At 54.0% G+C, this 26,872-nt stretch carries 27 protein-coding genes; 9 read left to right on the top strand and 18 right to left on the bottom strand.

Annotated features, from left to right (window positions below):
* Window positions 1-136 precede the first annotated feature (136 nt).
* The 3 genes from FJD38_RS04620 to FJD38_RS04610 form a co-directional block, all read right to left on the bottom strand.
* Window positions 137-892, bottom strand: coding sequence for a DeoR family transcriptional regulator (locus tag FJD38_RS04620; RefSeq protein ID WP_122784787.1), 756 nt, complete (start codon window positions 890-892; stop codon window positions 137-139).
* 136 nt (window positions 893-1,028) lie between these two features.
* Window positions 1,029-2,534, bottom strand: a complete 1,506-nt coding sequence (glpK, locus tag FJD38_RS04615; RefSeq protein ID WP_146384105.1) for a glycerol kinase GlpK — start codon at window positions 2,532-2,534, stop codon at window positions 1,029-1,031.
* An 88-nt stretch (window positions 2,535-2,622) separates the two neighbouring features.
* Window positions 2,623-3,474, bottom strand: a complete 852-nt coding sequence (locus tag FJD38_RS04610) for an MIP/aquaporin family protein (RefSeq protein WP_122784785.1) — start codon at window positions 3,472-3,474, stop codon at window positions 2,623-2,625.
* Between the two features lie 380 nt (window positions 3,475-3,854).
* Between FJD38_RS04610 and ybaK the strand changes: the two genes are divergently transcribed.
* On the top strand, window positions 3,855-4,325 hold the full coding sequence (gene ybaK / locus FJD38_RS04605; RefSeq protein WP_146384103.1) for a Cys-tRNA(Pro) deacylase: 471 nt from the start codon (window positions 3,855-3,857) through the stop codon (window positions 4,323-4,325).
* 11 nt (window positions 4,326-4,336) lie between these two features.
* On the opposite strand, the gene FJD38_RS04600 is transcribed toward ybaK, so the two are convergent.
* Together FJD38_RS04600 and argF are read right to left on the bottom strand one after the other, a co-directional pair.
* Complete coding sequence (locus tag FJD38_RS04600) at window positions 4,337-5,446, bottom strand: ABC transporter ATP-binding protein (RefSeq protein ID WP_122784783.1); 1,110 nt, start codon at window positions 5,444-5,446, stop codon at window positions 4,337-4,339.
* Window positions 5,443-6,363 (bottom strand): ornithine carbamoyltransferase, encoded by a 921-nt coding sequence (gene argF / locus FJD38_RS04595; RefSeq protein ID WP_122784782.1) that lies wholly within the window; start codon window positions 6,361-6,363, stop codon window positions 5,443-5,445. The genes FJD38_RS04600 and argF overlap by 4 nt, the downstream gene beginning before the upstream one ends.
* Before the next feature lie 383 nt (window positions 6,364-6,746).
* Between argF and grxD the strand changes: the two genes are divergently transcribed.
* The gene (gene grxD / locus FJD38_RS04590) at window positions 6,747-7,088 is read left to right on the top strand and encodes a Grx4 family monothiol glutaredoxin (protein ID WP_122784781.1); all 342 of its coding nucleotides are present in this window, start codon (window positions 6,747-6,749) and stop codon (window positions 7,086-7,088) included.
* A 90-nt stretch (window positions 7,089-7,178) separates the two neighbouring features.
* Here grxD and bfr read toward each other — a convergent pair whose 3' ends face one another.
* Both bfr and FJD38_RS04580 read right to left on the bottom strand, forming a co-directional pair.
* On the bottom strand, window positions 7,179-7,649 hold the full coding sequence (gene bfr, locus FJD38_RS04585; protein WP_146384101.1) for a bacterioferritin: 471 nt from the start codon (window positions 7,647-7,649) through the stop codon (window positions 7,179-7,181).
* A gap of 198 nt (window positions 7,650-7,847) precedes the next feature.
* Window positions 7,848-8,066, bottom strand: a complete 219-nt coding sequence (locus FJD38_RS04580; RefSeq protein ID WP_122784779.1) for a bacterioferritin-associated ferredoxin — start codon at window positions 8,064-8,066, stop codon at window positions 7,848-7,850.
* 278 nt (window positions 8,067-8,344) lie between these two features.
* On the opposite strand from FJD38_RS04580, the gene FJD38_RS04575 reads away from it, so the two are divergent.
* The gene (locus FJD38_RS04575) at window positions 8,345-8,947 is read left to right on the top strand and encodes a peroxiredoxin (protein ID WP_019411008.1); all 603 of its coding nucleotides are present in this window, start codon (window positions 8,345-8,347) and stop codon (window positions 8,945-8,947) included.
* Window positions 8,948-9,023: 76 nt separating this feature from the next.
* Here the strand turns inward: FJD38_RS04575 and rnt are convergent, their stop codons facing one another.
* Window positions 9,024-9,695: a ribonuclease T gene (gene rnt, locus FJD38_RS04570; RefSeq protein ID WP_146384099.1), complete on the bottom strand. Its 672-nt coding sequence runs from the start codon at window positions 9,693-9,695 to the stop codon at window positions 9,024-9,026.
* A complete protein-coding gene (gene pyrC, locus FJD38_RS04565) occupies window positions 9,692-10,738 on the bottom strand; it encodes a dihydroorotase (RefSeq protein WP_146384097.1) in 1,047 nt (348 codons plus the stop codon). Before pyrC ends, rnt begins: the two co-directional genes overlap by 4 nt.
* A gap of 155 nt (window positions 10,739-10,893) precedes the next feature.
* On the opposite strand from pyrC, the gene FJD38_RS04560 reads away from it, so the two are divergent.
* On the top strand, window positions 10,894-11,799 hold the full coding sequence (locus FJD38_RS04560; RefSeq protein WP_146384095.1) for a flagellar protein MotY: 906 nt from the start codon (window positions 10,894-10,896) through the stop codon (window positions 11,797-11,799).
* A gap of 126 nt (window positions 11,800-11,925) precedes the next feature.
* Window positions 11,926-13,143, top strand: a complete 1,218-nt coding sequence (locus tag FJD38_RS04555) for an argininosuccinate synthase (protein WP_122784775.1) — start codon at window positions 11,926-11,928, stop codon at window positions 13,141-13,143.
* 81 nt (window positions 13,144-13,224) lie between these two features.
* On the opposite strand, the gene FJD38_RS04550 is transcribed toward FJD38_RS04555, so the two are convergent.
* Window positions 13,225-14,004: a hypothetical protein gene (locus FJD38_RS04550; RefSeq protein ID WP_146384093.1), complete on the bottom strand. Its 780-nt coding sequence runs from the start codon at window positions 14,002-14,004 to the stop codon at window positions 13,225-13,227.
* 1,061 nt (window positions 14,005-15,065) lie between these two features.
* On the opposite strand from FJD38_RS04550, the gene FJD38_RS04545 reads away from it, so the two are divergent.
* Window positions 15,066-15,692: a response regulator transcription factor gene (locus FJD38_RS04545; protein ID WP_122784772.1), complete on the top strand. Its 627-nt coding sequence runs from the start codon at window positions 15,066-15,068 to the stop codon at window positions 15,690-15,692.
* Window positions 15,693-15,779: 87 nt separating this feature from the next.
* Here FJD38_RS04545 and FJD38_RS04540 read toward each other — a convergent pair whose 3' ends face one another.
* From FJD38_RS04540 to metG, 4 genes are all read right to left on the bottom strand, one after another.
* Entirely contained in the window at window positions 15,780-15,962 is a 183-nt protein-coding gene (locus FJD38_RS04540) for a PA3496 family putative envelope integrity protein (RefSeq protein ID WP_122784771.1), read from the bottom strand.
* Between the two features lie 106 nt (window positions 15,963-16,068).
* A complete protein-coding gene (nth, locus tag FJD38_RS04535; protein ID WP_122784770.1) occupies window positions 16,069-16,707 on the bottom strand; it encodes an endonuclease III in 639 nt (212 codons plus the stop codon).
* A 63-nt stretch (window positions 16,708-16,770) separates the two neighbouring features.
* Window positions 16,771-17,766: an electron transport complex subunit RsxB gene (gene rsxB / locus FJD38_RS04530; RefSeq protein WP_146384091.1), complete on the bottom strand. Its 996-nt coding sequence runs from the start codon at window positions 17,764-17,766 to the stop codon at window positions 16,771-16,773.
* A gap of 209 nt (window positions 17,767-17,975) precedes the next feature.
* Window positions 17,976-20,027: a methionine--tRNA ligase gene (gene metG, locus FJD38_RS04525; protein ID WP_146384089.1), complete on the bottom strand. Its 2,052-nt coding sequence runs from the start codon at window positions 20,025-20,027 to the stop codon at window positions 17,976-17,978.
* Window positions 20,028-20,197: 170 nt separating this feature from the next.
* Here metG and apbC point away from each other — a divergent pair, with 170 nt between their 5' ends.
* Window positions 20,198-21,292 (top strand): iron-sulfur cluster carrier protein ApbC, encoded by a 1,095-nt coding sequence (apbC, locus tag FJD38_RS04520; RefSeq protein WP_122784767.1) that lies wholly within the window; start codon window positions 20,198-20,200, stop codon window positions 21,290-21,292.
* A gap of 147 nt (window positions 21,293-21,439) precedes the next feature.
* On the opposite strand, the gene FJD38_RS04515 is transcribed toward apbC, so the two are convergent.
* Window positions 21,440-21,649, bottom strand: a complete 210-nt coding sequence (locus tag FJD38_RS04515) for a cold-shock protein (protein ID WP_002554837.1) — start codon at window positions 21,647-21,649, stop codon at window positions 21,440-21,442.
* 353 nt (window positions 21,650-22,002) lie between these two features.
* Here FJD38_RS04515 and dcd point away from each other — a divergent pair, with 353 nt between their 5' ends.
* The gene (dcd, locus tag FJD38_RS04510; RefSeq protein ID WP_016779707.1) at window positions 22,003-22,569 is read left to right on the top strand and encodes a dCTP deaminase; all 567 of its coding nucleotides are present in this window, start codon (window positions 22,003-22,005) and stop codon (window positions 22,567-22,569) included.
* A gap of 93 nt (window positions 22,570-22,662) precedes the next feature.
* On the top strand, window positions 22,663-22,863 hold the full coding sequence (locus tag FJD38_RS04505) for a hypothetical protein (protein ID WP_122784766.1): 201 nt from the start codon (window positions 22,663-22,665) through the stop codon (window positions 22,861-22,863).
* Here FJD38_RS04505 and pdeM read toward each other — a convergent pair whose 3' ends face one another.
* From pdeM to FJD38_RS04490, 3 genes are all read right to left on the bottom strand, one after another.
* Entirely contained in the window at window positions 22,864-23,532 is a 669-nt protein-coding gene (gene pdeM, locus FJD38_RS04500) for a ligase-associated DNA damage response endonuclease PdeM (protein ID WP_146384087.1), read from the bottom strand. It lies immediately after the preceding gene.
* Window positions 23,532-26,027 (bottom strand): ligase-associated DNA damage response DEXH box helicase, encoded by a 2,496-nt coding sequence (locus tag FJD38_RS04495; protein WP_146384085.1) that lies wholly within the window; start codon window positions 26,025-26,027, stop codon window positions 23,532-23,534. Before FJD38_RS04495 ends, pdeM begins: the two co-directional genes overlap by 1 nt.
* A 79-nt stretch (window positions 26,028-26,106) precedes the next feature.
* A complete protein-coding gene (locus FJD38_RS04490; RefSeq protein ID WP_122784764.1) occupies window positions 26,107-26,871 on the bottom strand; it encodes an ABC transporter ATP-binding protein in 765 nt (254 codons plus the stop codon).
* Window position 26,872 lies beyond the last annotated feature (1 nt).

Here is a 26,872-nt window from a genome sequence, read left to right as displayed (position 1 = left end):
AAAAGAAGAATTACGAACATTACGAGGGGGGGTGAAGCTGTCTGAACAAGATCGTGAAGGCTATAGGGGGAAGGGGCTCATGCTTGGTCTTGCCTGCCGTGCAGTCAATTGCCCCCTCCCGCATTTGATCCTGCTGTCAGACGACTTCCAGACGGATTTTGTTCTGCGCCAGTAACTGAGCAAGCTCCGGTACAGGTGGCTGGTCTGTGACAAGGCAGTCAATCAAGGTGATCGGGCCAAGACGAACCATAGCGTTGCGCCCGAACTTGCTGGAATCCGCTGCCAGAATGACTTGTCGTGCGTTGGCAATAATGGCTTGGGATACGCGCACCTCCTGGTAGTCAAAGTCCAGCAGGCTGCCGTCGGAATCAATGCCGCTGATACCCACGAGTGCGAAATCGAACTTGAACTGGTTAATGAAGTCGACACTGGCTTGACCGACGATTCCGCCATCGCGACGGACTTTGCCGCCTGCAATCAATACTTCGAAGTCGTCTTTGGCGCTCAGGATTGAAGCGACATGAAGGTTGTTGGTGATGATTTTCAGATGATTGTGGTTGAGCAACGCCCGGGCAATTGACTCGGTAGTGGTACCGATATTAATGAAAATGGAGGCGTGGTCAGGAATCTGTGCGGCGATGGCTTCACCAATTCGGCGTTTTTCATCGCGCATTTGGTCGGCGCGCATGGCGTAGGCGGTGTTTTCAACGCTGGAGTCATAGGCGGCGCCCCCGTGGTAACGACGTAATAAATCGGCCTCGGCCAATTGATTGATGTCTCGACGGATGGTCTGCGGCGTTACGACGAACAACTGCGCCATTTCCTCGATGCTGACGTAGCCGCGTTCGCGAACCAGTTCGAGGATCTGCTGCTGGCGGGGAGGCAGATTCATGGAGTTTCCTTTAGGCGGCGAAGCAAAATTCGCCCATCATGCCGCAGGAAACAGCTGTCTGCTACTCATGGCAACGCTGAAACGCTTATGCAACAACGGACACCGAAGTGTCCGTTGCTGATTACAGCGTTAGTGCTTAGTGGCTTTCTTCGTGGGGTTCCCAATCACGCGTACGGCTTACAGCCTTTTTCCAGCCTGCGTACAGCTTCTCTTTGCAGGCTTCTTCCAGAGCAGGCTCGAACTCGCGTTCAATTACGGCCTTGCCGCGCAATTCATCCAGGCTGCCCCAGAAACCGCACGCCAGACCCGCCAGGTAAGCGGCACCCAGTGCAGTGGTTTCGCGCATTTGCGGGCGCTCTACCATTGTGCCGAGGATGTCGGCCTGAAACTGCATCAAGAAGTTGTTAGCCACTGCACCGCCATCTACGCGCAGTGCTTTGAGACGTTCACCCGAGTCTTGCTGCATAGCATCCAGCACGTCACGGGTCTGGTAGGCAATCGACTCCAGGGCGGCACGAATGATGTGATCCACACGTACACCGCGGGTCAGGCCGAACAGTGCGCCGCGTGCATACGGATCCCAGTAGGGGGCGCCGAGACCCGTAAATGCGGGCACCAGATACACGCCGTTGCTGTCTTTTACTTTGCTGGCAAAGTATTCAGTGTCGTGAGCATCATTGATGATCTTCAGTTCATCGCGCAGCCACTGGACGGTGGAGCCGCCGTTAAACACCGCGCCTTCCAGTGCGTAGGCCACTTCGCCGCGCGGTCCGCAGGCGATGGTGGTCAACATGCCGTGTGTTGACTTGACGGCATTGGTGCCGGTGTTCATCAGCAGGAAGCAGCCCGTGCCGTACGTGTTTTTTGCCTGACCCGGTTCAACGCACATTTGGCCGAACAAGGCGGCCTGTTGGTCGCCGGCAATACCGCCAATGGCGATGCCGCTTTTGGTGCGCCCGTAGATTTCGGACGAAGATTTGACCTCTGGCAGCATCTCACGCGGGATATCCAGCACCTCCAGCATCTTGGAGTCCCATTCCAGCGTGTGAATGTTGAACAGCATGGTGCGTGAGGCGTTGGTGTAGTCGGTAACGTGAGTCTTGCCGCCAGTAAATTTCCAGATCAGCCAGCTGTCGATGGTGCCAAACAGGAGTTCGCCGTTGCGTGCACGTTCGCGGCTGCCTTCGACGTTATCGAGGATCCACTTCAGCTTGGTGCCGGAGAAGTACGGGTCGGTGACCAGGCCTGTGGTGTCGCTGATGTATTGCTCGTGGCCATCGCGTTTTAGTTGTTCGCAGATTTCGGTGCTGCGTCGGCATTGCCAAACGATCGCATTGTAGATCGGACGGCCGCTGATTTTGTCCCACACCACGGTGGTTTCACGCTGGTTTGTGATGCCGATAGCGGCCACTTGGTCGTGATGAAGCCCGGCTTGAGCCAGGGCTTCAACCATCACGGCGCTTTGGGTGGCGAAAATTTCCATCGGGTCGTGTTCAACCCAGCCTGCTTGTGGGTAGTGCTGTTGAAACTCACGCTGAGCCGTGCACACCACATTGGCGTCACGATCAAAGATGATCGCTCGCGAGCTCGTGGTGCCTTGGTCCAGCGCAATAATGTAATTCTTATTCTGAGAGTCGGTCATGTGGTTGCCTTGCAGAATGAGGTAATGGTTTCAGGGCGCGAGAATGAAGTGGGCAGTGATCTCGTGCGCCCCGTTTCAAAATTCGATGTCAGGAAGCTTGGGTTTTCACCTCTGTGGTGGTTTGGGCTTCCATTGCCGTAGGCTCGACAGCAGGCAGATGGCGGGCAATCATCCCGCGATAAATAGCTGCGCCGAGGCAAGCACCGACGATCGGTGCAAAGATTGGAATCAAGAAATACGGTATGTCGCGGGCACCTGTGAATGAAATTTCACCCCAACCGGCAAAGAATGTCATCAGCTTAGGCCCGAAATCACGCGCAGGGTTCATTGCGAAACCGGTCAGCGGGCCCATTGAGCTACCAATGACAGCAATCAGCAGGCCAATCAACAGCGGGGCCAATGGGCCGCGAGGCAGTCCATTCTTGTCATCAGTCAAGGCCATGATCACGCCCATTAGAATGGCCGTAATCACCATTTCAACCAAGAACGCTTGAAGGGTCGAAAGCGCAGGGTGCGGATAAGTGGAAAAGACCGAGGCCAATTCCAGGCTTTCTTTGCTGCCGCGAATCATGTTGTGCGCTTGTTCGTAATCGAAGAACAGGTTGCTGTATAGCGTGTAAACCAATGCTGCCGCGCAAAAGGCGCCCGCTACTTGAGCAAGGATATAAAAGGGCAGCTTGCGCTTGTCGAAATCAGTAAACAGGCAGAGTGCGATACTCACGGCAGGATTCAAATGCGCGCCTGAAACACCTGCTGTCAAGTAGATGGCCAGGCTCACACCGATACCCCAAATGATGCTGATTTCCCACAAGCCGAAGCTGGCGCCTGCGACTTTGAGAGCTGCCACGCAACCAGTACCGAAGAAGATTAATAGTGCGGTGCCTAAAAACTCCGCTATGCATTGCCCTGAAAGGGTGGGGTGCTGTTTTGCAGTCGTCATTTGAAACCTCGTTTTTTTTGTTTTTTGACGTTGTCAGTCAGGGTGGCAATGAATCTGTACGGAAGCCGGATCGGTAAAATTCGGCATTTCATAAGTTCGGAACAGAAAACAAGTAACGGCATGGCATATTCAGAATCGAAAAAATATAGACAAGAAACACTGCTGTCAAAGGTCGAAAGTGAACGGGCATTCATATTCTGACTTTTAGGTAGGGGTTTGGTACTGATTTTTGTGTAAGAAAAGAATACGTTTTTGTAGGGGAAAGCCTGTAATTTACCACTTCAAGTGAGTTTCAAAGGCCTGTTTAACGCCTGTTTGCTCATCTAAATCCTAAAATTCGCTTACCTGATGCTTATATCCAACACAACACAGGAGCTGCCATGACACCTGCACTGGACCTGCTGAAAAAAGTTCGTGCCGAACATCGGATACACAGCTATGAGCATGATCCCAAAGCTGCGTCTTACGGCCTGGAAGCTGCAGAGAAGCTGAATCTTGAACCGGCCCGGGTCTTCAAGACGTTATTGGCCAGCAGTGAAAAAGGTGAATTGTTAGTCGCTGTAGTACCGGTCGTCGGAACGCTTGATTTAAAAGCGCTAGCTCATGCGGCAAGTGTCAAAAAAGTCGAAATGGCCGACCCTGCTGCCGCTCAACGGGCTACTGGCTATTTGCTAGGCGGGATTAGTCCACTGGGTCAAAAAAAGCGCCTGCGCACGTTTATTGATGAAAGTGCCCAAGGGTTTGAGACGATTTTTGTCAGTGCCGGACGGCGTGGACTTGAAGTGGAGCTAGCGCCTGCGGTGCTGGCTGAGCACACGCAGGCCAAGTTTGCGGGTATAGGGCGTATTTAAAGCTGTAACACTTAACTGGCGGTACTGAAACGTCTTACACCTGATTCAGTGTGAGCGATCTGTGCTGCCGTACTACCGCTGGTTTGAAACATGACCAGGTGCTCGGCCGCGACCCGAATCCCCACGTCTGTGCCTGGCAAGTGATCGGCATGGCTTGGGAAAATAGATTCAAGTTGGCTGCCGGTGGGCAATTGCAAGCGGTAGAGCGTCGAGGCGCCGAGGAAGGTTTTGCCGACTATGCGGGCTTTTAGCTCACTGTCGGGGGCATAGACGATATCGTCCGGGCGCAGTAATACATCGACCGCGCCACCCACAGGCCAGTTGTAAGCTCGATCACCGCGCAGCACGCCCAGCTCTGTTTGCACAGATTCGGGGCTCAACAGCTGTCCGCGAATGAAATAGCCCTGGCCGATAAAACTCGCTACAAACGGAGTCTTTGGCTCGTGATACAGGTTGTAGGGCGTATCCCATTGCTCAAGGCGACCCTCTTTGAAGACGCCGACGTGGTCGCTCACAGCGAAAGCTTCTTCCTGGTCGTGTGTCACCAGAATCGCACTGGTGCCGCGCGCCTTGAGGATATCGCGTACTTCATGACTAAGTTTGCGACGCAGCTCGCCGTCGAGGTTGGAGAACGGTTCGTCCAGCAAGAGCAATTGCGGTTCCGGCGCCAGAGCACGGGCCAGCGCAACACGTTGTTGTTGCCCGCCCGACAGTTCATGGGGGAAGCGCTTGCCAAGGTTCTTCAGGTTGACCAGTTCCAGCAGCTCTTGGGTGATACGCTCTTTTTCGGGGTGCTTGCGTATGCCGAAGGCGATGTTGTCAGCCACGCTGAGGTGCGGGAAGAGTGCGTAGTCCTGAAACACCATGCCGATTCGACGTTTCTCGGGCGCCAGTGTGAAACCGGCCCTGGAGATGACCTCTCCGGCGAGCTGGATTTCGCCCTGATGAACCGGCTCAAACCCGGCGATCGCCCGCAGCGTGGTAGTTTTACCGCATCCGGAAGAGCCCAGCAGGCAGCCAATGTCGCCAGCATTGAGGTGCAGGTTAAGGTTCTGCACCACGCTCTGGCCTTGGTACCCGCACGCCAGATCTCGCAGGTTAAGCAATAACGGCTGGCTCATGCGGGTTTGTACGCCGGTTGGACCAAGAACTCGAGAAGGGCTTTTTGCGCATGCAGGCGGTTTTCCGCTTGATCCCACGCGACCGAGCGTGTGTCGTCCAGCAGGTCAACACTGATTTCTTCACCGCGATGGGCTGGCAGGCAATGCATGAACAGCACGTCTTCTGCTGCCAGGTCGAGCAGGGCGCGGTTAACCTGATAGGGCGCAAATAGCTTCAAACGCTTGGCTGTTTCTTCTTCCTGGCCCATAGACGTCCAGACGTCTGTGCTCACCAGATGGGCGCCAATGACCGCCTCACGCGGGTCACGCACGATAGTCACACGATCGCCGGCTTGGGCAACGAACTCAGGATTAGGCTCATAGCCTTGCGGGCAGGCAACGCGCAGCTTGAAGTCAAACTGGATGGCCGCCTCTATATAGCTGTTGCACATGTTGTTGCCGTCGCCAATCCAGGCAACGGTTTTGCCTTTGATCGAGCCGCGATGCTCCAGAAAGGTCTGCATGTCAGCCAGCAGTTGGCACGGATGCAAGTCGTCCGACAGGCCGTTGATGACCGGCACGCGGGAATTTGCGGCGAACTCGGTCAGCGTGCTGTGAGCAAAGGTGCGGATCATGACTGCGTCGAGCATGCGCGACATAACGATTGCGCAGTCGCCAATCGGTTCGCCGCGACCCAGTTGGGTGTCACGCGGGGACAGGAATATGGCCTGGCCACCGAGCTGGATCATTCCAGCTTCGAACGACAGTCGTGTACGGGTTGATGACTTTTCGAAAATCATACCCAGCACGCGATTTTTCAACGGTTCGAAAAGCACGCCGCGCTGGCGCAGGTCCTTCAACTCGATACCGCGACGAATCACGCTGAGTAGTTCTTCGGGCGTGCAATCCATCAGGGAGAGAAAGTGCCTTGCGCTCATCATTAACTACCTTTTTTGCAACGACCGCAGATGCTCAGAGCCGGGTTTTTCGGAAAAACGGGCGAGACCTGCGGCGAAAGCCGCACGTGGCGACGAAATAGGGGAAGGCGCGATCTTATAAGGAAATGTCGCGTCTTGCCAATAAGGGTCACATTTAGAGGGGGCGAGACGTGAGCTGTACGGGCGCATGGCTTGCAGCACGGTTGTGTGGTTCGCCTCTCCTCAGCTGCACATTTGTACACTGGCCCTGTACTGCTTGGCAATTCTTAGGGGCTGGGGGGCAGACTATTGTCTGTCGGGGAGACCGAGCGTCAGGCTCGGGTTTCCGTTACAATGCGCCACCGTGCCGACAACTGAGTCGGAAAGTTCAGCCGAGGTGCTCCATGGATATCATCGAAACTATTAAAGATCAGATTGCCAACAACACCATTCTGCTCTACATGAAAGGCTCCCCGAATGCCCCGCAGTGCGGCTTTTCGGCTAAAGCAGCTCAAGCGGTCATGGCCTGTGGTGAGAAGTTCGCCTACGTGGACATCTTGCAGAACCCTGAAATTCGCGCCAACTTGCCGAAGTACGCAAACTGGCCAACTTTCCCACAGCTGTGGGTCGGTGGTGAGTTGGTCGGTGGTAGCGATATCATGGCCGAGATGGCAGCAGATGGTTCTTTGCAGGCGTTGATCAAGGACGCTGTTGAGAAAGCAGCTGCGACCAAGACTGAAGCCTGACTTCAGTTGCACGGTTACGTTTGACTAAGTAACCGTGCATAAAAAAGCCCCGCTTCTGATTAAACAGAGCGGGGCTTTTTAGTGGGCGCGTTACTCGCCCATTTGCGACTGCAGGTAATTCTCGATACCTATTTTGTCGATCAGGCCTAATTGTGTTTCCAGCCAGTCGATATGTTCTTCTTCAGACTCAAGAATATCTTCCAGAAGTTCGCGGCTACCGAAGTCACCCACAACTTCACAGTGTGCGATCGCGGCTTTGAGGTCGGCGTGACCCGTCTTTTCGATGCGCAGGTCACACTCCAGCATTTCCTTGGTGTGCTCACCAATGTGCAGCTTGCCGAGGTTTTGTACGTTAGGCAGGCCCTCAAGAAACAGGATGCGCTTGATGAGTTTGTCCGCGTGTTTCATCTCATCGATGGATTCGTGGTACTCGTGTGCACCCAACTTTTCCAGGCCCCAATCCTGATACATGCGTGCATGCAGGAAGTATTGGTTGATCGCAACCAGCTCATTGCCGAGAATTTTATTGAGATGCTGGATGACTGAGATATCGCCTTTCATGGCTGGGGCCTGCCTTAATTAACCGTGTATAAGGCAGAGTTTGAGCCGCACATAGAAGACTGTCAAACCTAAGTATTTGAATAATAAATGAAAATTAATCGGAATAAGAATGTTTGTGTTCCGCGTCTTGGGCGTAAGCACTTGAATTCAGGGCATAAAAAAACCGGACACTAAGTCCGGTTCTTCAAAATCTGTTGTTCAGGCCGCTGAAAATTCTGCTGGAAAACCCAATGTTGCCTGACTGGCTTGCAGCGAGGTGAGGGTTTCACGTACAACTTGCTTGGCTAAGCACGCACATTTACCGCATTGGCTGGCAACGCCTGTCGCTTCGCGTACTTCTCGGTAACTGCAGCAACCGTCATAGATTGCGTCGCGGATTTTGCCATCAGTGACGCCAGTGCAGATGCAAACGTACATAAATAAGAACCATCGCTGGTTGGGATTCAATGACGAAGATCTTAATGTTAACGAGAATGATTGTCAAAGTGCATTAGGTCTTGATTGAGGCTGATTTCCTACATGCTGACGAACGGTTCGAATCGTCTCGTTATGGGCTTTAAAAAGGCTTAAGGCTGGAGGGCGACGAGCGGTGTATGATGCCGGGTCTTTTTTACGCGGGATCTGGTTTTAGATTGTTGTTTTCCCACAACTTTTTTGCTCGGTTTCGTTTTTCACGTCGCACCAGGAGATAACCAATGAGCGTACTCGTAGGCAAGCAAGCGCCTGACTTCACCGTCGCAGCCGTACTCGGCAATGGCGAAATCGTAGACAGCTTCTCGTTGTCCACCGCCATCAAAGGCAAATATGGCCTGGTGTTTTTCTATCCATTGGACTTCACGTTTGTATGCCCATCCGAGCTGATCGCTCTGGATCACCGCATTCCTGAGTTTCAAGCGCGTAACGTTGAAGTGGTTGCCGTGTCGATCGACTCCCATTTCACACACAACGCATGGCGCAATACGCCGGTGAACAATGGTGGTATCGGTCAGGTTAAATACACCATGGCGGCCGACATCAACCACGCTATCTGCAAGGCATATGACGTTGAAACTGAAGGCGGTGTTGCATTGCGCGGCGCCTTCTTGATCGATGACAAGGGCGTTGTTCGCTCGCAAATCGTTAACGATCTGCCGTTGGGTCGCAACATGGACGAGTTGCTGCGTCTGGTTGACGCGCTGCAATTCCACGAAGAGCACGGCGAAGTGTGCCCTGCCAACTGGAAAAAAGGTGACAAGGGCATGACCGCTTCCACTGAAGGTGTAGCGGCTTACCTGACTGAGAATGCTGGCAAGCTGTAAGCGTTCGTCGAAGCAAAAAAAAACCGGACTTAATGTCCGGTTTTTTTATGCCTGGATTTCAGCCTGATCAACAGACTCAGTCGTTGAAATCTTTCCAACCGCCCATTTGTTTCCAGCGGTTAACGATGCCGCAGAACAACTCAGCGGTTTTTTCAGTGTCGTAGCGTGCTGAGTGCGCCTCGCGGCCATCGAAGTCGATGTCGGCCGTTTGGCAGGCCTTGGCCAATACCGTCTGGCCATACGCCAGACCTGCCAGCGTTGCGGTGTCAAAGCTTGAGAATGGGTGAAACGGATTGCGTTTCATGTCCAGACGCGCAACCGCAGCGTTCAGGAAGCCCAAATCGAAGCTGCTGTTGTGCCCCACCAGAATGGCACGTTTGCAGCCATTGGCTTTCAGCGCTTTGCGCACGCCACGGAAGATGTCGGTCAGCGCAGTTTCTTCGCTAACGGCCATACGCAGCGGGTGATCAAGCTTGATGCCGGTGAATTCCAGAGCCGCTGCTTCGATATTGGCGCCTTCAAACGGTTCAACACGGTGAAAATAAGTGTGCTCCGGGAACACGAAGCCTTTTTCATCCATGCCGATCGTCACGGCTGCGATTTCCAGCAGGGCATCGGTGGCGCAATTGAAACCGCCAGTCTCAACGTCGATTACGACAGGCAGGTAGCCGCGAAAGCGCTCGGCCATCGGGTGGCGTGGGCCGCCATGACCGCCTTCGTGTTCGTCATCATAATGGTCGTCGCTCACAGTGTTTCCTCCAGCAGGCGCCAGCGCAGTTTTTCACCGGCGCGCAGCGGAATTACGTTCAGCTCGCCAAATGGCAGGCTTGTAGGTGCGGTCCACTCCTGGCGAACCAGAGTGATATGTTCGGTGCTGGCAGGCAGTCCGTAGAAACGAGGACCGTTGAGGCTGGCAAACGCCTCCAGTTTGTCCAGCGCATTACGCTGTTCAAAGGCCTCGGCATACATTTCAATTGCCGCGTAAGCGGTGTAGCAACCGGCACATCCACACGCAGCTTCTTTGGCGTGTTGAGCATGCGGCGCAGAGTCTGTGCCCAGGAAGAATTTTTCGCTGCCACGGGTGGCTGCATCCAGCAACGCTTCCTGATGAGTGTTGCGCTTGAGAATCGGCAAGCAATAGAAGTGCGGGCGAATACCGCCCACCAGCATGTGATTGCGGTTGTAAAGCAGGTGATGGGCAGTGATGGTTGCGCCGACGTTGGCCGAAGCCTCATTGACGAACTGCACGGCGTCAGCAGTTGTGATGTGCTCAAACACTACCTTGAGTGTAGGGAAGCGCTCAACAACTCGACGCATATGCTCATCGATGAATATTTTCTCGCGATCGAAGACGTCTACGTCGGAGCGAGTCACTTCGCCGTGAATCAGCAGAGGCATGCCCACTTCGGCCATGACTTCCAGAACCGGGAAGATCGCATCGATACTGGTCACGCCAGAGTCGGAGTTTGTCGTAGCGCCAGCCGGGTAAAGCTTGGCTGCATGGACGAAACCGCTGGCCTTGGCCGTACGAATATCTTCTGGCTGTGTGCGGTCAGTCAGGTAAAGCACCATCAGCGGTTCGAAACGGCTGCCGGCAGGGCGGGCAGCCAGAATGCGCTGGCGATAGGCATCGGCTTCGGCAGCATTACGCACCGGCGGTACCAGGTTAGGCATGATGATGGCGCGGCCAAAAGTACGCGCAACATCCGCGACAGTGTGGGGCAACACAGCACCATCGCGAAGATGTATATGCCAGTCGTCGGGACGCAGCAGGGTCAGGCGGTCAGACATTGGGGATTCCAGGCGGGTCAAACTGAAGCGAATGCTACCGGAAAAGACACTTTCAGGCACTCGCTATCAAGTTTTGTAGCTGCTAACCGATATAAAAAAGGTCTGCCGTAAACCAATGGCCTGATTTTTTGCTTTTCAAGCCTGTGGAGCTTGCCGTGCGCCAGTGTTATTTATTCCTGCTGACCCTGTTCACCTGCCTGCCTGCCATGGCGATGACTTTCCAGACGCGACTGGAGAGTATTGAGTGGAAAGTAGAAGGGGACAAGTTTGAGTGTCGTCTGATCCAGCCAATCACCGATTTTGGCTCTGGGGCTTTTGTCCGTCGGGCAGGTGAGCAAGCCGTATTTCGGCTTAACAGCTCTAACTCAGTGCTGGGGGAAGGCTCTGCAACTTTGTTGGCAGCAGCGGCACCGTGGCAGCCGGGTCGCGGGGACATTAACCTCGGCTCAGTGCGTATTGGGCGTGGGCACGTGCTGTTCAACAGCTCTCAGGTTCAGGCCGGGCGCTTGTTTCGTGGTTTGCTGGAGGGGCGCAGTCCAGTGGTGAGGCATTACTCGGCGACCAGTGGTGTGTCAGAGGTACGATTACTCCCCGTCAGATTTCGCCAGGCCTATGGTGATTTCCAGGCTTGCACCACAAAGCTGCTGCCCAAAAATTTCGAACAGGTTCAGCAAAGTCGAATTGCTTTTCCGGGGGCCGCCATTGAGCTTGATGCCTCGGCGCTGAGAAGCCTTAATGTGATCATCGAGTATTTAAAGGTAGATCCCACGGTCAATCGCATCATCCTTGACGGCTATTCAGATAACAGTGGCAATCGCTTAACCAATCGTGAACTGTCACGGCGACGGGCATTGGCAGTCATGGACTTTTTCAAGGCCCATGGATTCGACGAATCACAGATCAGCTTGCGTTTTCATGGCGAACAGTACCCTTTGGTGCCTAACACCAGTGCGGCTAACCGCGCAAAAAACCGCCGGGTCATCGTACGATTGGAGCGTACGGGCACGTCAGGCAAGGCCGTTCCGCAAACGGCTGTCAGTAACCCCGCGAGCCTTACTTGAGAACATTTCTCGTCGCCTTGTTGAAACTTACTGTCGCTTTGTCGTCTTAAGGTGTCGCCCCTCTGTAAATTAGCGCACGTGGGCGGTAGACTGTTCGGCTTTTCGAACAACCCGTGGAGTGATGGCATGGCGGACGTAAACAAGGTCGTTCTGGCTTATTCGGGCGGCCTGGACACTTCGGTGATCCTCAAGTGGCTGCAGGATACTTATAACTGTGAAGTCGTAACCTTTACCGCTGACCTGGGTCAGGGTGAAGAGGTTGAACCTGCACGCGCCAAGGCGCTCGCCATGGGCGTCAAGGAAATCTACATTGACGACCTGCGTGAAGAGTTTGTTCGAGACTTCGTGTTCCCGATGTTCCGCGCCAACACCGTTTATGAAGGTGAGTACCTGCTGGGTACCTCCATCGCGCGTCCTCTGATTGCCAAGCGTCTGATCGAAATCGCCAACGAAACAGGGGCTGATGCCATCTCCCATGGCGCGACGGGCAAAGGTAACGACCAAGTCCGTTTCGAGCTGGGTGCTTACGCACTTAAGCCGGGCGTAAAAGTTATTGCTCCTTGGCGCGAGTGGGATTTGCTGTCTCGTGAAAAGCTCATGGATTACGCTGAAAAGCACAACATCCCTATCGAGCGTCACGGCAAGAAGAAGTCCCCGTACTCGATGGACGCAAACTTGCTTCACATCTCCTATGAAGGCGGCGTGCTGGAAGATACCTGGACCGAGCACGAAGAAGATATGTGGCGTTGGACCAAGTCGCCAGAGGACGCGCCTAATACGCCGACCTATCTGGAGCTGACGTATCGCAATGGCGATATTGTGGCGCTGGACGGCGTTGAAATGACCCCTGCGACGGTTTTGGCGACATTGAACCGTATTGGTGGCGAGAATGGCATTGGCCGTCTAGACATCGTTGAGAACCGCTATGTGGGTATGAAATCCCGTGGCTGTTACGAAACGCCTGGCGGCACCATCATGCTGCGTGCTCACCGTGCCATTGAGTCGATAACGCTGGACCGTGAAGTGGCTCACTTGAAAGATGAGTTGATGCCCAAGTACGCCAGCCTGATCTACACCGGCTACTGGTGGAGCCCTGAGCGCTTGATGTTGCAACAAATGATTGATGCGTCGCAGGCTCACGTTAACGGTGTTGTTCGCCTCAAGCTGTACAAAGGTAATGTAATCGTTACCGGTCGCAAGTCTGACGACTCACTGTTCGATGCCAATATTGCCACCTTCGAAGAAGATGGCGGTGCCTATAATCAGGAAGACGCAGCCGGCTTTATCAAGTTGAATGCTTTGCGCATGCGTATTGCTGCCAACAAAGGTCGCTCGTTCTTCTGATTTCTTTGGTTGTGCAAAAGCCCTGGTCCATGACCAGGGCTTTTTTTTGTTTGATAAACGGTTCTGGACAGTTATTCATCATCAGGCAGGGCACAAAATATTCAACTGCCGGGTTTCAATGTTGTAAGTAATGATCGTTGAATCTGCGAATGCAGAGGGAGTTTTGAAACCCATCAGAGAGCGTTTTTGAAGGTGCAGTTGTGGTTCTGACTGCGGGGTGGTCAGCAAGAGCAGCATGTCATTTTTTTGAATATGGGTGCTGTGTGTTCGTGTTCTCTTCTTGTAGGTATTCAATATGTCAGTGAGGGTATGTTTGGGCGACAGCTGTAAAGCAGAGTGACTGATGTCAATCACGTGTAAATGGCTGAACTCAGTGCCTTCTAACAACAGATGATGGTCTGCTGAAGAAACGAGCGACGTCTTGGTTGAAACAGCTTCAGGGCTTGAGCCAGGGTCGTAATCCCTGTGCCCTTGTGGCAAAAAGGTGAAGCGCTGAGGGTGAAACGCGCCGGGTTTGTTATCGGCTTTGGACAGTAAGAGTGATGAGCGCTCCCGATGAGGGGCCTGTTGCTGTGCCGGAGCTTGATCGGTGTTGTGCAGGCACACTTCAGCGCAGCGATCAGCTCGATGGCTTTCTTTAGTGTGTTCCCTGGGCGTGTACAGTGTCTTGCTGTTGAAGTTCAGGGTGAGAAAGAAAAAAGTAATCAAGACGGAGGGGAATATAATCAAAAACCAGACATATATATGCTGGTTTTCACTGTCAATGTAAGGAAGGGAAACGGCTGCCGAAGTCTCCGTTAACATTGAGAAAATGGCGATTACCGTAAGGGGGTTGTTTATTTTTATGGGGCGTTTAATCATTTTAAAACCTGCATTTAATAGTGTGGCCGGTGAGTAATTGAGGTGCGTAATAGGCATGAGCGGTGGGTGATAATATTTGAAGGGTAGCGCCAAGACAGGGAAATAGATGCTCGGGTTTCAGTGGGATGTGGATTATTTACTGAAGGAAAAATCATGCAGATCGATCATGTGCTAAGTAGGGGGGTGTTTTTTATCGGAGTTTGGATGGGTGTTTCGATAGGTGGGTTATTTTGACTTTTTAAGTAGGGTAAATCTTTGAGTAAAACTTGAGAGGTATTTCTTCCGGTTTGTAGGCGAGGTGATAGGGTTGTGCGCTCTAGGTATTTGTTATTAAGTGTTTTCTGATTTGCTTGTAGTCCTAATCTTTATGTTTGGTTTGGTAATATTTCTTATAACAAAATAGGCTAGGGTTTTTAGAGCGTTAGTGTTAAAGGTGCTGCGTGGCAGGTATTTATGTTCAACGTGCGAAGCATTTTTTGTCTACGTTGTTGGTGACGTTTCAGGGAGGGCTGGAAACGCTGGAGTTCGATGCGTGAGCATATTTTTACCAAGGTAAAGTATCGCCTTGGTTGTGTTCTGTATTGGTTTTTTCGTAGGCGGATTTTTAATTGTCCTGTGCTGTTTTTGTCGTGTTGTTTATCCTGTGTTAATCAGAAAATAAGGAGGGTTAAGGTTGAATGGATACGTTGATGAGCTATTGTTTGAATATCGTATTTGGTTTTTAATGACGAAGGCAGATTTGTAAAAGGATAAAACCAGATGGAATCAAGTCAGGGCATTTCCGGTTAGTGGTATAAGGAGGAGACCGCTCATCATTAGAATTTTCTTTTTAAATATGAAGATGGACCTGCATATAGGGAGCTCGCACGCTGAGCATTTTGCGAGAGGATGTAGCAAGAGCTTAATATTTATGAGTGATTTTTTTGTAGGGCAAATCTTGATTGTCCGTAGGAAATGTCTTTGGCTGTTGGTGCTTGGGGGGGAGTGCTATGCCCAGGGTGTTGTGACTAGGCTATTGTGCTGGCTCTAAAATTCGAACAGCGAAAAAATTGGAATTACCCATGAATAAAGTGCTGATCGTGGATGATCATCCTGTCATTCGTCTTGCTGTACGCATGCTTATGGAACGACATGGCTACGAAGTTGTTGCAGAGACGGATAATGGAGTAGATGCATTACAACTCGCGCGCGAACACGCGCCTGATATTGTAATTTTGGATATTGGAATTCCGAAACTTGACGGGCTTGAAGTCATTGCGCGCCTGTCAACACCAGTTGTGCCTATTAAGGTGTTGGTGTTGACGTCTCAGGCGCCGGGTCATTTTTCCATGCGCTGCATGCAAGCAGGGGCCGCTGGCTATGTTTGCAAACAGCAGGACTTAACTGAACTGTTGAGTGCAATTAAGGCTGTGCTATCGGGATATAGTTATTTTCCAAATCAAGCGTTGCACTCAGTTCGTTCAAGTTTAGGCAATGCGAGTGAAGCGGATATGGTGAATCGCCTCTCAGGGCGGGAAATGATGGTTCTACAACAGTTGGCCAGAGGTAAAAGTAATAAAGAAATAGCAGACGGAATGTTTCTGAGTAACAAAACCGTCAGCACCTACAAAACGCGCCTTTTATTGAAGCTTAATGCCCGTTCGCTGGTTGATCTCATTGAGCTTGCACAGCGTAATGGGTTGGTCTGATTAGAGTCAGGCTTGAAGCCTGGATTCTTCTGCCTTGCTGAACACAAAAAGCCTCCGCTTCAGGAGGCTTTTGATTTTTTCTTAAGCTCATAGATCGTAAGGGTAATCTTCCAGCTCTTTCTGAAGACGCTTTTCAGCCAAAAGCGCATCAATAGTGCGGCGCTTTGCCAGGTTGGTTTTAGCGACTTCCGCAGGGGGTTCCACAACCTCATCCTGGTCTACGACAGGAAAATCTTCTTCTACTTCCAGTTCTTCTTTGCCAGTGCTCATTCAGTTCACTCCAGGCTAAGACGTGTAATGGCGCCTCTTATAGCGATAATCGCTTCAAGCGTAAAAAAGATTTTCTCAATCGATCAACCCATAAAATGACTATCACTCAATCGTCAGAGGTTTTGTCCTTGTAATCACACAGGTCCTCAATGCGGCAGCTGCCACAGCGTGGTTTTCTTGCCTGGCAGACGTATCGGCCATGCAAGATCAACCAGTGATGTGCGTCCATCAGGTAGGGCTTGGGAACAAATTTCATTAACTTCTGTTCGACCTCCACTACGTTTTTACCCGGTGCGATTCCGGTTCGGTTGCTCACTCTGAAGATGTGAGTGTCAACGGCCATGGTTAATTGCCTGAAAGCAGTATTGAGCACGACGTTTGCCGTTTTACGACCTACGCCTGGAAGTGCTTCCAGTTCCTCTCGGGTTTGCGGCACCTGACCACCATGCTTTTCAATTAGCAGGCGGCAAGTTTCAATCACGTTCTTGGCCTTGCTGTTGTACAGGCCAATCGTCTTGATGTACTCGGACAGTCCTTCAACCCCCAGAGCGTAGATGGCTTCTGGTGTATTCGCGACTGGAAACAATTTAGCCATTGCCTTGTTCACGCTCACATCAGTGGCTTGAGCAGACAAAATTACGGCGATCAAAAGCTCGAACGCAGAGGAATAGGCCAGCTCAGTTTTGGGCTCGGGATTGTCTTCGTGAAACCGGCGAAATATTTCAAGGCGCTTGGCGGCATTCATGGATAAAGCGTTTCCTGGAGAGGCGGTCCGATAAACGAGTAAAGCTTGATTGGGTGCAACGCACTATTGGATTTTGTCTGGCTCCAAAGCAGTCAGGGTGGATTCTGCCAGCCTTACTGCTTCCTCCAGCAGCCCCAGTTGTGGGCTCGAAAGCTCTTGGGCGATGGCCTTTTTGAGGTCGGCACGACGCATGGCGAGCTGTATTTTTGCCCGTTTGAGTTCTGCAGTATTGGCGACAGGAGCGGGTGTCGAGATCTCGGCTCCTGTTTCCAGTCGAGCCAGTGCGCGCTCTGCCAATTCAAATTGCTGCTGGAGCGAGACCAACTGGGCTTGTTGGGAGGCCGTTGGCGGGTGGCCGAATGCCTTCAGTGATTTATTCAGTTGTGCGCGTGCCATTGCGAGCGACACCTTGGCCTTTTTCAGTGCCGCTTCATTTGGGTTCGCAGCGGCACTTGTCTCCCTTGCAAGTAGTTCAGGGGTTTGAGCGGGTGTAGGCGAGCGCTGGAGGCGTGCCAGCCGTTCTGCCTGTCGGTGCTGTTCTTCGCGTTGAAGGCGCTCCTCACGGTGCTCATGGCGGATGCGAGCGTGGGCTCGCTTTTGCAGGCGTGCTGTCAGGTCTTCTGATTCGTAAGCAAAGCCGCTGACAATGGGTGTGACATTGGCAGGTAGTGGCCGCATTTCAATGCAATCCACCGGGCAGGGGGCGACACATAGATCGCATCCTGTGCATTCGTCCACAATCACGGTGTGCATTAGCTTGGCGGCACCGAGAATTGCATCGACCGGGCAAGCTTGTATGCACTTTGTGCAACCAATGCATTCTGCTTCGCGAATGTAAGCCACTTGTGCGGGGGCGTTACCGCGTTCAGTGTCCAGTGCGATCACGGGAATGCTCAACAAATTCGCCAAGGCAGCGATTGTTTCGGTGCCTCCGGGCGGGCATTTGTTGATTGCTTCGCCTTGGGCAATACCCTTTGCATACGGTTTGCAGCCAGGGTGTCCGCATTTTCCGCATTGGGTTTGCGGTAGCAAGGCATCAATTTGTTGAATCAGACTCATGGCGTGATCAGTCCAGCGACAGTGGGTCGCACCTCGGCGGCACTCATTGTGCGCAGTGATTAATTAGGGTGGGGTGATCAAATATCAATGTCAGGTCTGTCATGGTCGGTAAAGGCGAACGAGCAGAACTGAGCAGGCGGGAAGATCATAAGCAGATAAAGGATGAATGTCCGCTAACAGCTGGTGAGCTGTTAGCGGATTTTGAAGCTTTACTTGATTCGTTGACCCGGCTTGGCGCCGCTGTCCGGGCTTAGCAGGTAAATTTCTTCACCGCCCGGGCCGGCAGCCATCACCATGCCCTCTGAAATACCAAAACGCATTTTACGCGGCTTCAAGTTGGCAATCATCATGGTGAGACGGCCTTCCAGCTCAGCCGGATTCGGGTAAGCGCTTTTGATACCAGAGAATACGTTGCGTTGCTCGTCACCGATATCCAGCGTCAGGCGCAGCAATTTGTCAGCGCCCTCTACCGCTTCGGCTTTAACAATCAAGGCGACACGCAGGTCGACAGCGGCAAAAGCATCGAAGTCGATTTCAGCTGCCAACGGCTCTTTAACCAGCTCGCCGTTGCCTTGCGGTGGTTGAGCGCCAGTATCCGTCTGGCTGGCTGCCAGGTCTTCTTTGGAGGCGTCGGTCATGGCTTGTACTTTTACCGGGTCAATACGGGTCATCAATGGTTTGAATGCATTCAACTGATGGTTGGCCAGCAAGACGCGGTGATCATCCCACGTCAGCGGTTCGACGTTCAGGAAGGCTTCTGCATCGGCGGCAAGCACTGGCAAGACCGGCTTGAGGAAGATGATGAGTTGGCGGAACAGGTTGATGCCCAGCGCGCACACGGCTTGAACTTCATCCTGCTTGCCTTCCACCTTGGCCATTGCCCACGGTGCCTTGTCAGCAATCCAGGCGTTGGCGCGATCGGCCAGGCCCATGATTTCACGCATGGCGCGGGCAAAATCGCGAGCTTCATAGGCTTCGGCAATGCTCGGTGCGGCCTCTAGAAAAGCGTCGGTCAGCTCAGGAGCTGCATTGCCTTCAATCAGGATGCCGGCGTTACCTTTTTGAATGAAGCCTGCACAACGACTGGCAATGTTGACTACTTTGCCGACCAGATCCGAGTTGACCTTCTGTACGAAGTCTTCAAGGTTCAGGTCAAGGTCATCGACGCCACGACCCAGTTTGGAGGCGTAGTAGTAACGCAGGTATTCCGGCGACAGGTGGTCCAGATACGTGCGGGCCTTGATGAAGGTGCCGCGTGATTTGGACATCTTCTGACCGTTGACGGTCAGGTAGCCGTGCACGTTGATTGCAGTTGGCTTGCGATAGCCTGCGCCTTCAAGCATGGCGGGCCAGAACAGCGCGTGGAAGTTTACGATGTCTTTGCCGATGAAATGGTACAGCTCGGCGGTGGAATCCTTGGCCCAGTAGGCGTCGAAGTCCAGCTCCGGACGGCGGGCGCAGAGGTTTTTGAAGCTGGCCATGTAGCCGATCGGAGCGTCTAGCCAGACATAGAAATACTTGCCAGGCGCGTCCGGGATCTCGAAGCCGAAGTAGGGTGCATCGCGGGAAATATCCCACTGCTGCAAGCCTGCATCAAGCCATTCGGCGATCTTGTTGGCCACGGCATCTTGCAAAGCGCCGCTGCGGGTCCAGCTTTTCAGCATGGCGTCGAAGTCAGGCAGCTTGAAGAAGAAGTGTTCGGAGTCTTTAAGGACTGGCGTGGCACCCGAAATCGCTGACTTGGGATTTTTCAGGTCAGTCGGGGCATAGGTGGCACCACATTTTTCACAGTTGTCGCCGTACTGATCTTCCGCGCCGCATTTCGGGCAAGTGCCCTTGATGAAGCGATCGGCCAGGAACATTTTCTTTTCCGGGTCGAAATACTGGGTGATCGAACGGGTGGCGATATGGCCAGCCTCACGCAATTTGATGTAAATCGCACTCGACAGCTCACGGTTTTCTTCGGCGTGGGTCGAATGGAAATTATCGAAGTCGACGAGGAACTCTGCAAAGTCGGCGCTATGTTCAGCCTGCACGTTGGCGATCAGTTGCTCGGGGGTGATGCCTTCTTTCTCGGCTCGCAACATGATTGCCGAGCCGTGGGCGTCGTCTGCGCAGACATAGGTGCATTGATTACCGCGATGCTTCTGGAAGCGCACCCACATATCGGTCTGGATGTACTCAAGCATATGGCCAAGATGGATTGAACCATTGGCATAGGGCAGGGCGCTGGTGACGAGGATCTTGCGTGGCTCGGACATGGGGCTCGGCTACTTGATGAGACGGTGGTCGGCCACTATAAAGCGCCGGGCAATTTATTTCACCCCGTGGGCGACTATCTGGGTGATTACGGTGTTTTAGATTGTGTTTAGGGTGCTTTTTTACAGGTACGATAGCGGCCTGTTTTTACTCAGTCTTTCGGGAGTTGCCCATGAGCGCAGTGAATCGCGCGGCGGTGGAAGCCGTCCTTCGCCAATACACCGACCCTTATTTGAATCAGGACCCCGTCAGTGCGGGCTGCGTGCGCAACATCGAGGTTCAGGGCGAGCACGTCAGTGTTCAGCTTGAGCTGGGCTATGCCGCAGGCCTGTTCAAGAACGGTTGGGCGCAAATGCTGCAAATGGCCATCAGCAATCTTGACGGTGTTTCCTCTGCCAAGGTCGAGGTTAGCTGTGTGATTGCCGCGCATAAGGCGCAAGCACAGATTCCCGGCCTGGCCAATGTGAAGAACATTGTGGCTGTCGCTTCCGGCAAAGGCGGAGTAGGAAAATCGACCACAGCCGCCAACCTGGCGTTGGCATTGGCGCGTGAAGGGGCCCGGGTCGGGATACTGGATGCAGATATCTACGGGCCGAGTCAGGGTGTGATGTTTGGTATCCCAGAAGGCACGCGCCCTCAGATTCGTGATCAAAAGTGGTTTGTGCCCATTGAAGCTCACGGTGTTGAAGTGATGTCCATGGCATTTCTGACCGACGACAACACCCCGATGGTGTGGCGTGGCCCGATGGTGTCCGGTGCACTGTTGCAATTAGTGACGCAGACGGCCTGGAATGATCTGGACTATCTGGTTATCGATATGCCTCCCGGCACGGGTGACATTCAGCTGACGCTGGCGCAGAAAGTTCCGGTGACGGGGTCGGTCATTGTGACCACGCCGCAGGATCTGGCGTTGCTGGACGCGCGCAAAGGTGTCGAGATGTTCCGCAAGGTGAACATTCCGGTATTGGGCGTAGTGGAAAATATGGCTGTGCATATTTGCTCTAATTGCGGTCATGCCGAGCATTTGTTTGGTGAGGGTGGTGGCGAGAAGCTGGCGACTCAGTACGGTGTTGAAGTGCTGGCGTCGCTGCCGTTGTCCATGGACATTCGCGAACAGGCCGACCGTGGCAAGCCAACGGCCATCGCCGATCCGGAGAGCCCGATCGCTCTGATCTATCAGGAACTGGCTCGCCACGTGGGTGCTCGCATCGTTCTGAGCGAAGCGACTTCGCAAGCGATGCCGACGATTACCGCCAGCGACGATTGATCTGATTGTCAGTTCCTACAGGGTTCTAATAGGACCTTGTAGGAGCGGGCTTGCTCCCGATGCCACCTGTAGCCCGCGGTTTCATTTTCTGCAGGCATAAAAAAACCCCGCTTTTGAGGGCGGGGTTTTTTACTGGATCAGTACAAGTTAGATAACTTGAACTTCCTCAGCTTGCATGCCTTTCTGACCGCGAGTAGCGATGAAAGAAACCTGTTGGCCTTCTTTCAGGCTTTTGAAGCCGTCGGATTGGATTGCTTTGAAGTGAACAAACAGGTCGTCACCGGATTGTGGAGTGATGAAGCCGAAGCCTTTTTCATCGTTGAACCACTTAACGGTACCAGTTTGGCGATTAGACATGGTGTAACTCCTTGAACAAAGATAACTGCGACGCAGGAAAAGCCCTGGCCGAGACTGAGTGCAAAGAGCAGGAAAAATTCTTGGAGATGGTTGGATCGAAATTCAACATATCGTGTAGAGATTCTCAGTGACACAAGCAACACAGTGGCGCCACCTTAACGCTTTTTTCCAAACGTGCAAAGGGTCTTTGCGAAGGTTTCTCTAAAAACGTGACTGGCGGTTGCCCTTGCACCCTGTATTCACGGCTTCTTAAGCTATTTTCAATATTTTTCTTCCAGATTTTTGAACCGGGCCTTATGGGGCGGTAAGATGCCGATCAGAATTTTTCTACCTCGCTATTCAGGACACCCGCCATGAGCATCAAACCAGACAAGTGGATTCGCCGCATGGCGCAAGAGCACGGCATGATCGAACCTTTCGTCGAGCGGCAGGTGCGTGAAGAGGGTGAGAACCGTCTTATCTCCTACGGCGTATCGAGCTATGGCTACGATGTGCGTTGCGCGAATGAATTCAAGGTGTTCACCAACATCAACTCGGCAACCGTTGATCCGAAGAACTTCGATGCCGGCAGCTTTGTGGATGTCACGAGCGATGTGTGCATCATCCCGCCCAACTCTTTTGCGCTGGCGCGCACGGTTGAGTACTTCCGCATCCCGCGTAACGTGCTCACCATCTGTCTGGGTAAAAGCACCTATGCACGGTGCGGCATCATCGTTAACGTCACGCCGCTTGAGCCTGAATGGGAAGGTCACGTAACACTGGAGTTTTCCAACACGACCACGCTGCCGGCCAAGATCTACGCCAATGAAGGTGTCGCGCAGATGCTGTTCTTTGAATCCGACGAAGAATGTGAAGTGTCTTACAAGGATCGTGGCGGCAAGTATCAGGGCCAGCGCGGCGTCACCTTGCCGCGTACCTGATGACCTTAGGGAATTCTTGAGCGATTTTGCACTCTATTGAGTGTATTCCCGGTTGCGCACCCCGCGGGCCGGATTATCGCTCAGGAGTGCCCTATGAAGATTGATCCGAGTATCCAAGCCCAATTGGCAAGCCTTGAGCCCAATCAGGTTGGGCTGTTGGCGTGGTCACTCCTCGCCCAGCCTCATCTGCAAGCCGGTGGTATTCCCGGCCAGCCTGATCCGGACACCCCGCAGCCCACTGAGCCCGGCGTACCGACCATTCCTGACGAGCCACCACCCGCTCCCGTGGCGTAATCAGACGAATGTGGTCAGTGGCCATACGGCCCCGTCTGCAACCAGATAAATACGATGGTTGCTGGCGCCAGCGTCGATATTCATCCCGCCTGTGAAAGCACCAAAAGCCGGTAACAAGCTAATGCGCTCACCCAGGCTGAAGCAGGGGGCGCGCACACTTTGCCGGCCTCTGCCCTGCAGTCGATAAGTAGGGTGTACATGCCCGGCCAGCACGTGATGGGTCGGGTGCGGCACCGGCTCGTGTTGCAAGGCAAAAGGCGCCATCAGTAGCGGTTCTGCCACGACTTCTATGCGCAGTTGCGCAGGTGGATCGCCCGCGCGTAAATCGTGATTGCCGCGAATCAGTGTCAACTTCAATTCAGCGTGTCGTGCTCGCCATTGTTCAAGCAAAGCCAGTGTGCGAGGCGCGTGAGACTCTTTGGCGTGTAAGAAATCCCCCAAAAAGATGATCTGCTGGCAGTCATACTCGGCCAGAAGCTGATCAAGTACGTCTAAGTTGGTTTGAGTGGTACCGACAGGGACCGGTTGACCAAAACGTCGATAAGCGGCCGCCTTGCCGAAGTGTGCGTCGGCGATCAGCAGTGCCCTGTGACGCGGCCAGTACAGGGCTTTTTCTGCCAGCAAGCATATGTCTTCGTCCGCGAGATTGACGGTAAGTGCGCGTTTCATCATTTTTTCGAGCCTTTTGTCACCGCCGCTTCCAGATCCTTGACCATTCGGGCCACGCGGTCGGCGAGTTTTTCGGTGCTCAGACTTTCACGAAAGCGTTCCACCAGCAGGGGGAAGGCAAAAGGCGTGGCGCGCTTGATGAGTTGCAGATCCAGCGTACGCGCACGAATGTCCTTCAGCGTGAGTTCAAGGCGCGTAATATCCAGCTCCTGACGCAAGACTTCCTCTTCAGCTTGTGTGAGCAGGAGGTTGTCAGGGTCGTAGTTTTTGAACACCTCGTAGAATAATCCGCTTGAAGCTTGCACTTGCCGCGTGCTTTTTTGCGCGCCGGGGTAGCCACCAAACACCAGACCGGAAATGCGTGCAATTTCGCGAAAGCGTCGCAAAGCCAGCTCTCCGGCATTGAGACTGGCCATAACATCGGCCAACAGATGTTCTTCGCTGAATAATTCGGGTCGCAATAGCGCTGACCAATTCACTTCGGTCGCACACAGCAGCTCGAAACCATAGTCGTTGACTGCGATTGAAAAGCTCAACGGTTGTTGTCGGCTGATGCGCCATGCCAGCAGGCTGGCCAGCCCCAGGTGCACCTGACGCCCGGCGAACGGGTAAATAAACACGTGCCAGCCTTCACGAGACTTAAGGGCTTCGGCCAGAAGTGTTTGGCTGCCGGGCAGCGCTGACCATTGCTGTTGGACTTCTAACAAAGGCCTTACCGCTTGCATTTCGGGGCCCTCGAAGTGCCCGTGACGAGCCGCGTCCAGTTGGGCCACAACAGCCTCTGCCAGTTCGCTGGACAGCGGCATGCGGCCTCCGTTCCAGCGTGGCACGGCCGCTTTTTTGCCCGTAGTGCGTTTTACATAGGCGGTCATATTTTCAACCCGCACCAGCTCCAGCAAACGCCCGCCAAACAAAAATCCATCGCCGGGTTTGAGGCGGGCGATAAAGCCTTCCTCCACGCTGCCCAGCGCCTTGCCGCCGCCACCTTTACTCCAGTATTTGAGCTGAATACTGGCATCGCTGACGATAGTGCCGATGCTCATGCGATGGCGTCGTGCCAGCCGGGCATTGGGCACTTGCCAGCGGCCCTCTGCATCCGGCTCTACCCGCTGATAGTCGGGGTAGGCCGTCAAAGAGTGGCCGCCGTGGCGGACAAACGCCAAGGCCCAGCGCCACTGTTCGTCACTCAAGTCCTGATAGGCCCACGTACTGCGCACTTCGGTGAGCAGTTCGTCAGGTCTGAAACCACCAGCCAGTGCCATGCTCACTAAATGCTGGACCAGCACGTCCAACGGGTTGCGCGGGGATTCGCGCGGTTCGATCATGCGTGCGGCCACGGCCGCTTTGGCGGCCGCCGCCTCAACAAGTTCCAGACTATGGGTGGGCACCAGGGTCAGCCGCGAGGCACGGCCCGGTGCATGCCCCGACCGGCCTGCGCGCTGCATGAGGCGGGCAATGCCTTTGACTGAGCCGATCTGTAACACGCGCTCAACGGGCAGAAAGTCTACTCCCAGGTCCAGGCTGGAGGTGCACACCACAGCTTTGAGCCGCCCCTCCTTAAGGCTTCGTTCCACCCAGTCGCGTACCTCGCGGGCCAATGAACCATGATGTAAGGCGATGAGCCCGGCCCAGTCGGGGCGAGCCTCCAGCATGGCTTGATACCACAGCTCTGACTGCGCTCGGGTATTGGTGAAAATCAGGCAACTGGAACTGCTCTCAACCTCGGCAATCACCGCAGGCAGCATGCGCAGGCCGATATGCCCGGCCCAGGGGAAGCGTTCAAGCGTGGGTGGCAGCAAGGTGTCGATGTGCAAGTCCTTGATGACTTTGCCCTCCACGCTCACCCCGTCGCCTTGAGGGAGCAACACTTGCTGGGCGTGTGCCTGATTGCCCAGCGTGGCAGAAACTCCCCACACGATCAGTGCAGGATTCCAGTGCCGCAGGCGAGCGAGGGCCAGTTGTAATTGCACGCCGCGCTTGTTGCCGATCAATTCGTGCCATTCGTCCACCACAACCATGCGCAGATGACTCATTTGTGTCTGGGCATCGGCTCGGGTGAGCAAGAGGGTCAGGCTCTCGGGCGTGGTCACCAAGGCGCTGGGCAGACGTCGGCCTTGGCGGGCACGTTCGCTGCTGCTGGTATCGCCGGTGCGTAAACCCACGCTCCAGGGGATGTTCAGCTCTGCCAACGGCGCCTCAAGGGCGCGGGCCGTGTCTGCCGCCAGCGCCCGCATCGGGGTGATCCACAGCACGGTGAGGGGCGCGAACGCAGGCTTACGCGCGCGAGGGGGTGCGCTTGGGGCGGGTGGCGTTGAGGTTGCAAAGCGATTCAGGGCGCCAAACCACACGGCATAGGTCTTGCCCGCGCCTGTCGACGCATGCAGCAAGCCCGATTGCCCCTGTTGAATGGCGGCCCACACCTGGCGTTGAAAGCTGAAAGGCTTCCACTGGCGGCTGCTGAACCACTGGGTTGCGTAGCGGGATGAACGTGCCATGGCGAGTGCGACACTCTGAGTGGGCTTGTTTCAGAGACCGCACGCGACCGGCATTAGTGCCGAATAAAACCATCCTGGGCTATTTCAGATTGCCACTGAGAAACTGGCGCAAGCGCTCGCTCTTGGGGTGGTCGAGTACCTCTTGAGGGGGGCCTTGTTCTTCGACCAGACCTTGGTGCAAGAACATCACCTGACTTGCGACTTTGCGCGCAAAGTTCATTTCGTGGGTCACCATGATCATGGTGCGGCCTTCTTCGGCCAGCCCTTGAATGACCCGTAACACTTCACCCACCAGTTCTGGGTCAAGCGCTGAGGTCGGCTCATCGAACAGCATGACTTCGGGTTCCATCGCCAGTGCCCGTGCGATCGCTACGCGTTGCTGCTGGCCGCCTGACAGGAAAGCCGGGTATTGATCCGCGACGCGGGACGCCAGCCCTACTTTGTCGAGGTAGCGTCGGGCGCGTTCTTCAGCCTCCTTTTTGCTGACGCCCAGCACCCGGCGCGGTGCCAGGGTGATGTTCTCCAGCACTGTCATATGGCTCCACAGGTTGAAGTGCTGAAAGACCATGGCCAGGTGGGTGCGCAAACGCTGCAGCTCATCGTCGCTGGCAACCCGCATGCCGTTTTTGTCGGTCACCATGCGAATCAACTGTCCATCCAGTGTCATTGCGCCGTCGTTGGGTGTTTCGAGAAAGTTGATGCAGCGCAAAAAGGTGCTTTTGCCTGAGCCGCTGGCGCCGATCAGACAAATGACATCCCCGGTTTTGGCCTTGAGCGACACCCCTTTGAGCACCTCATTGTCGCCATAGCGTTTATGCAGGCCTTCAACGGTCAGTTTGTACATG

The sequence above is a fragment of the Pseudomonas saxonica genome (genome assembly GCF_007858365.1).
Taxonomy (GTDB): Bacteria; Pseudomonadota; Gammaproteobacteria; order Pseudomonadales; family Pseudomonadaceae; genus Aquipseudomonas; species Aquipseudomonas saxonica.
The sequence above is the reverse complement of the archived record's forward strand: the minus strand, read 5'-3'. Positions and strand labels throughout refer to the sequence as shown.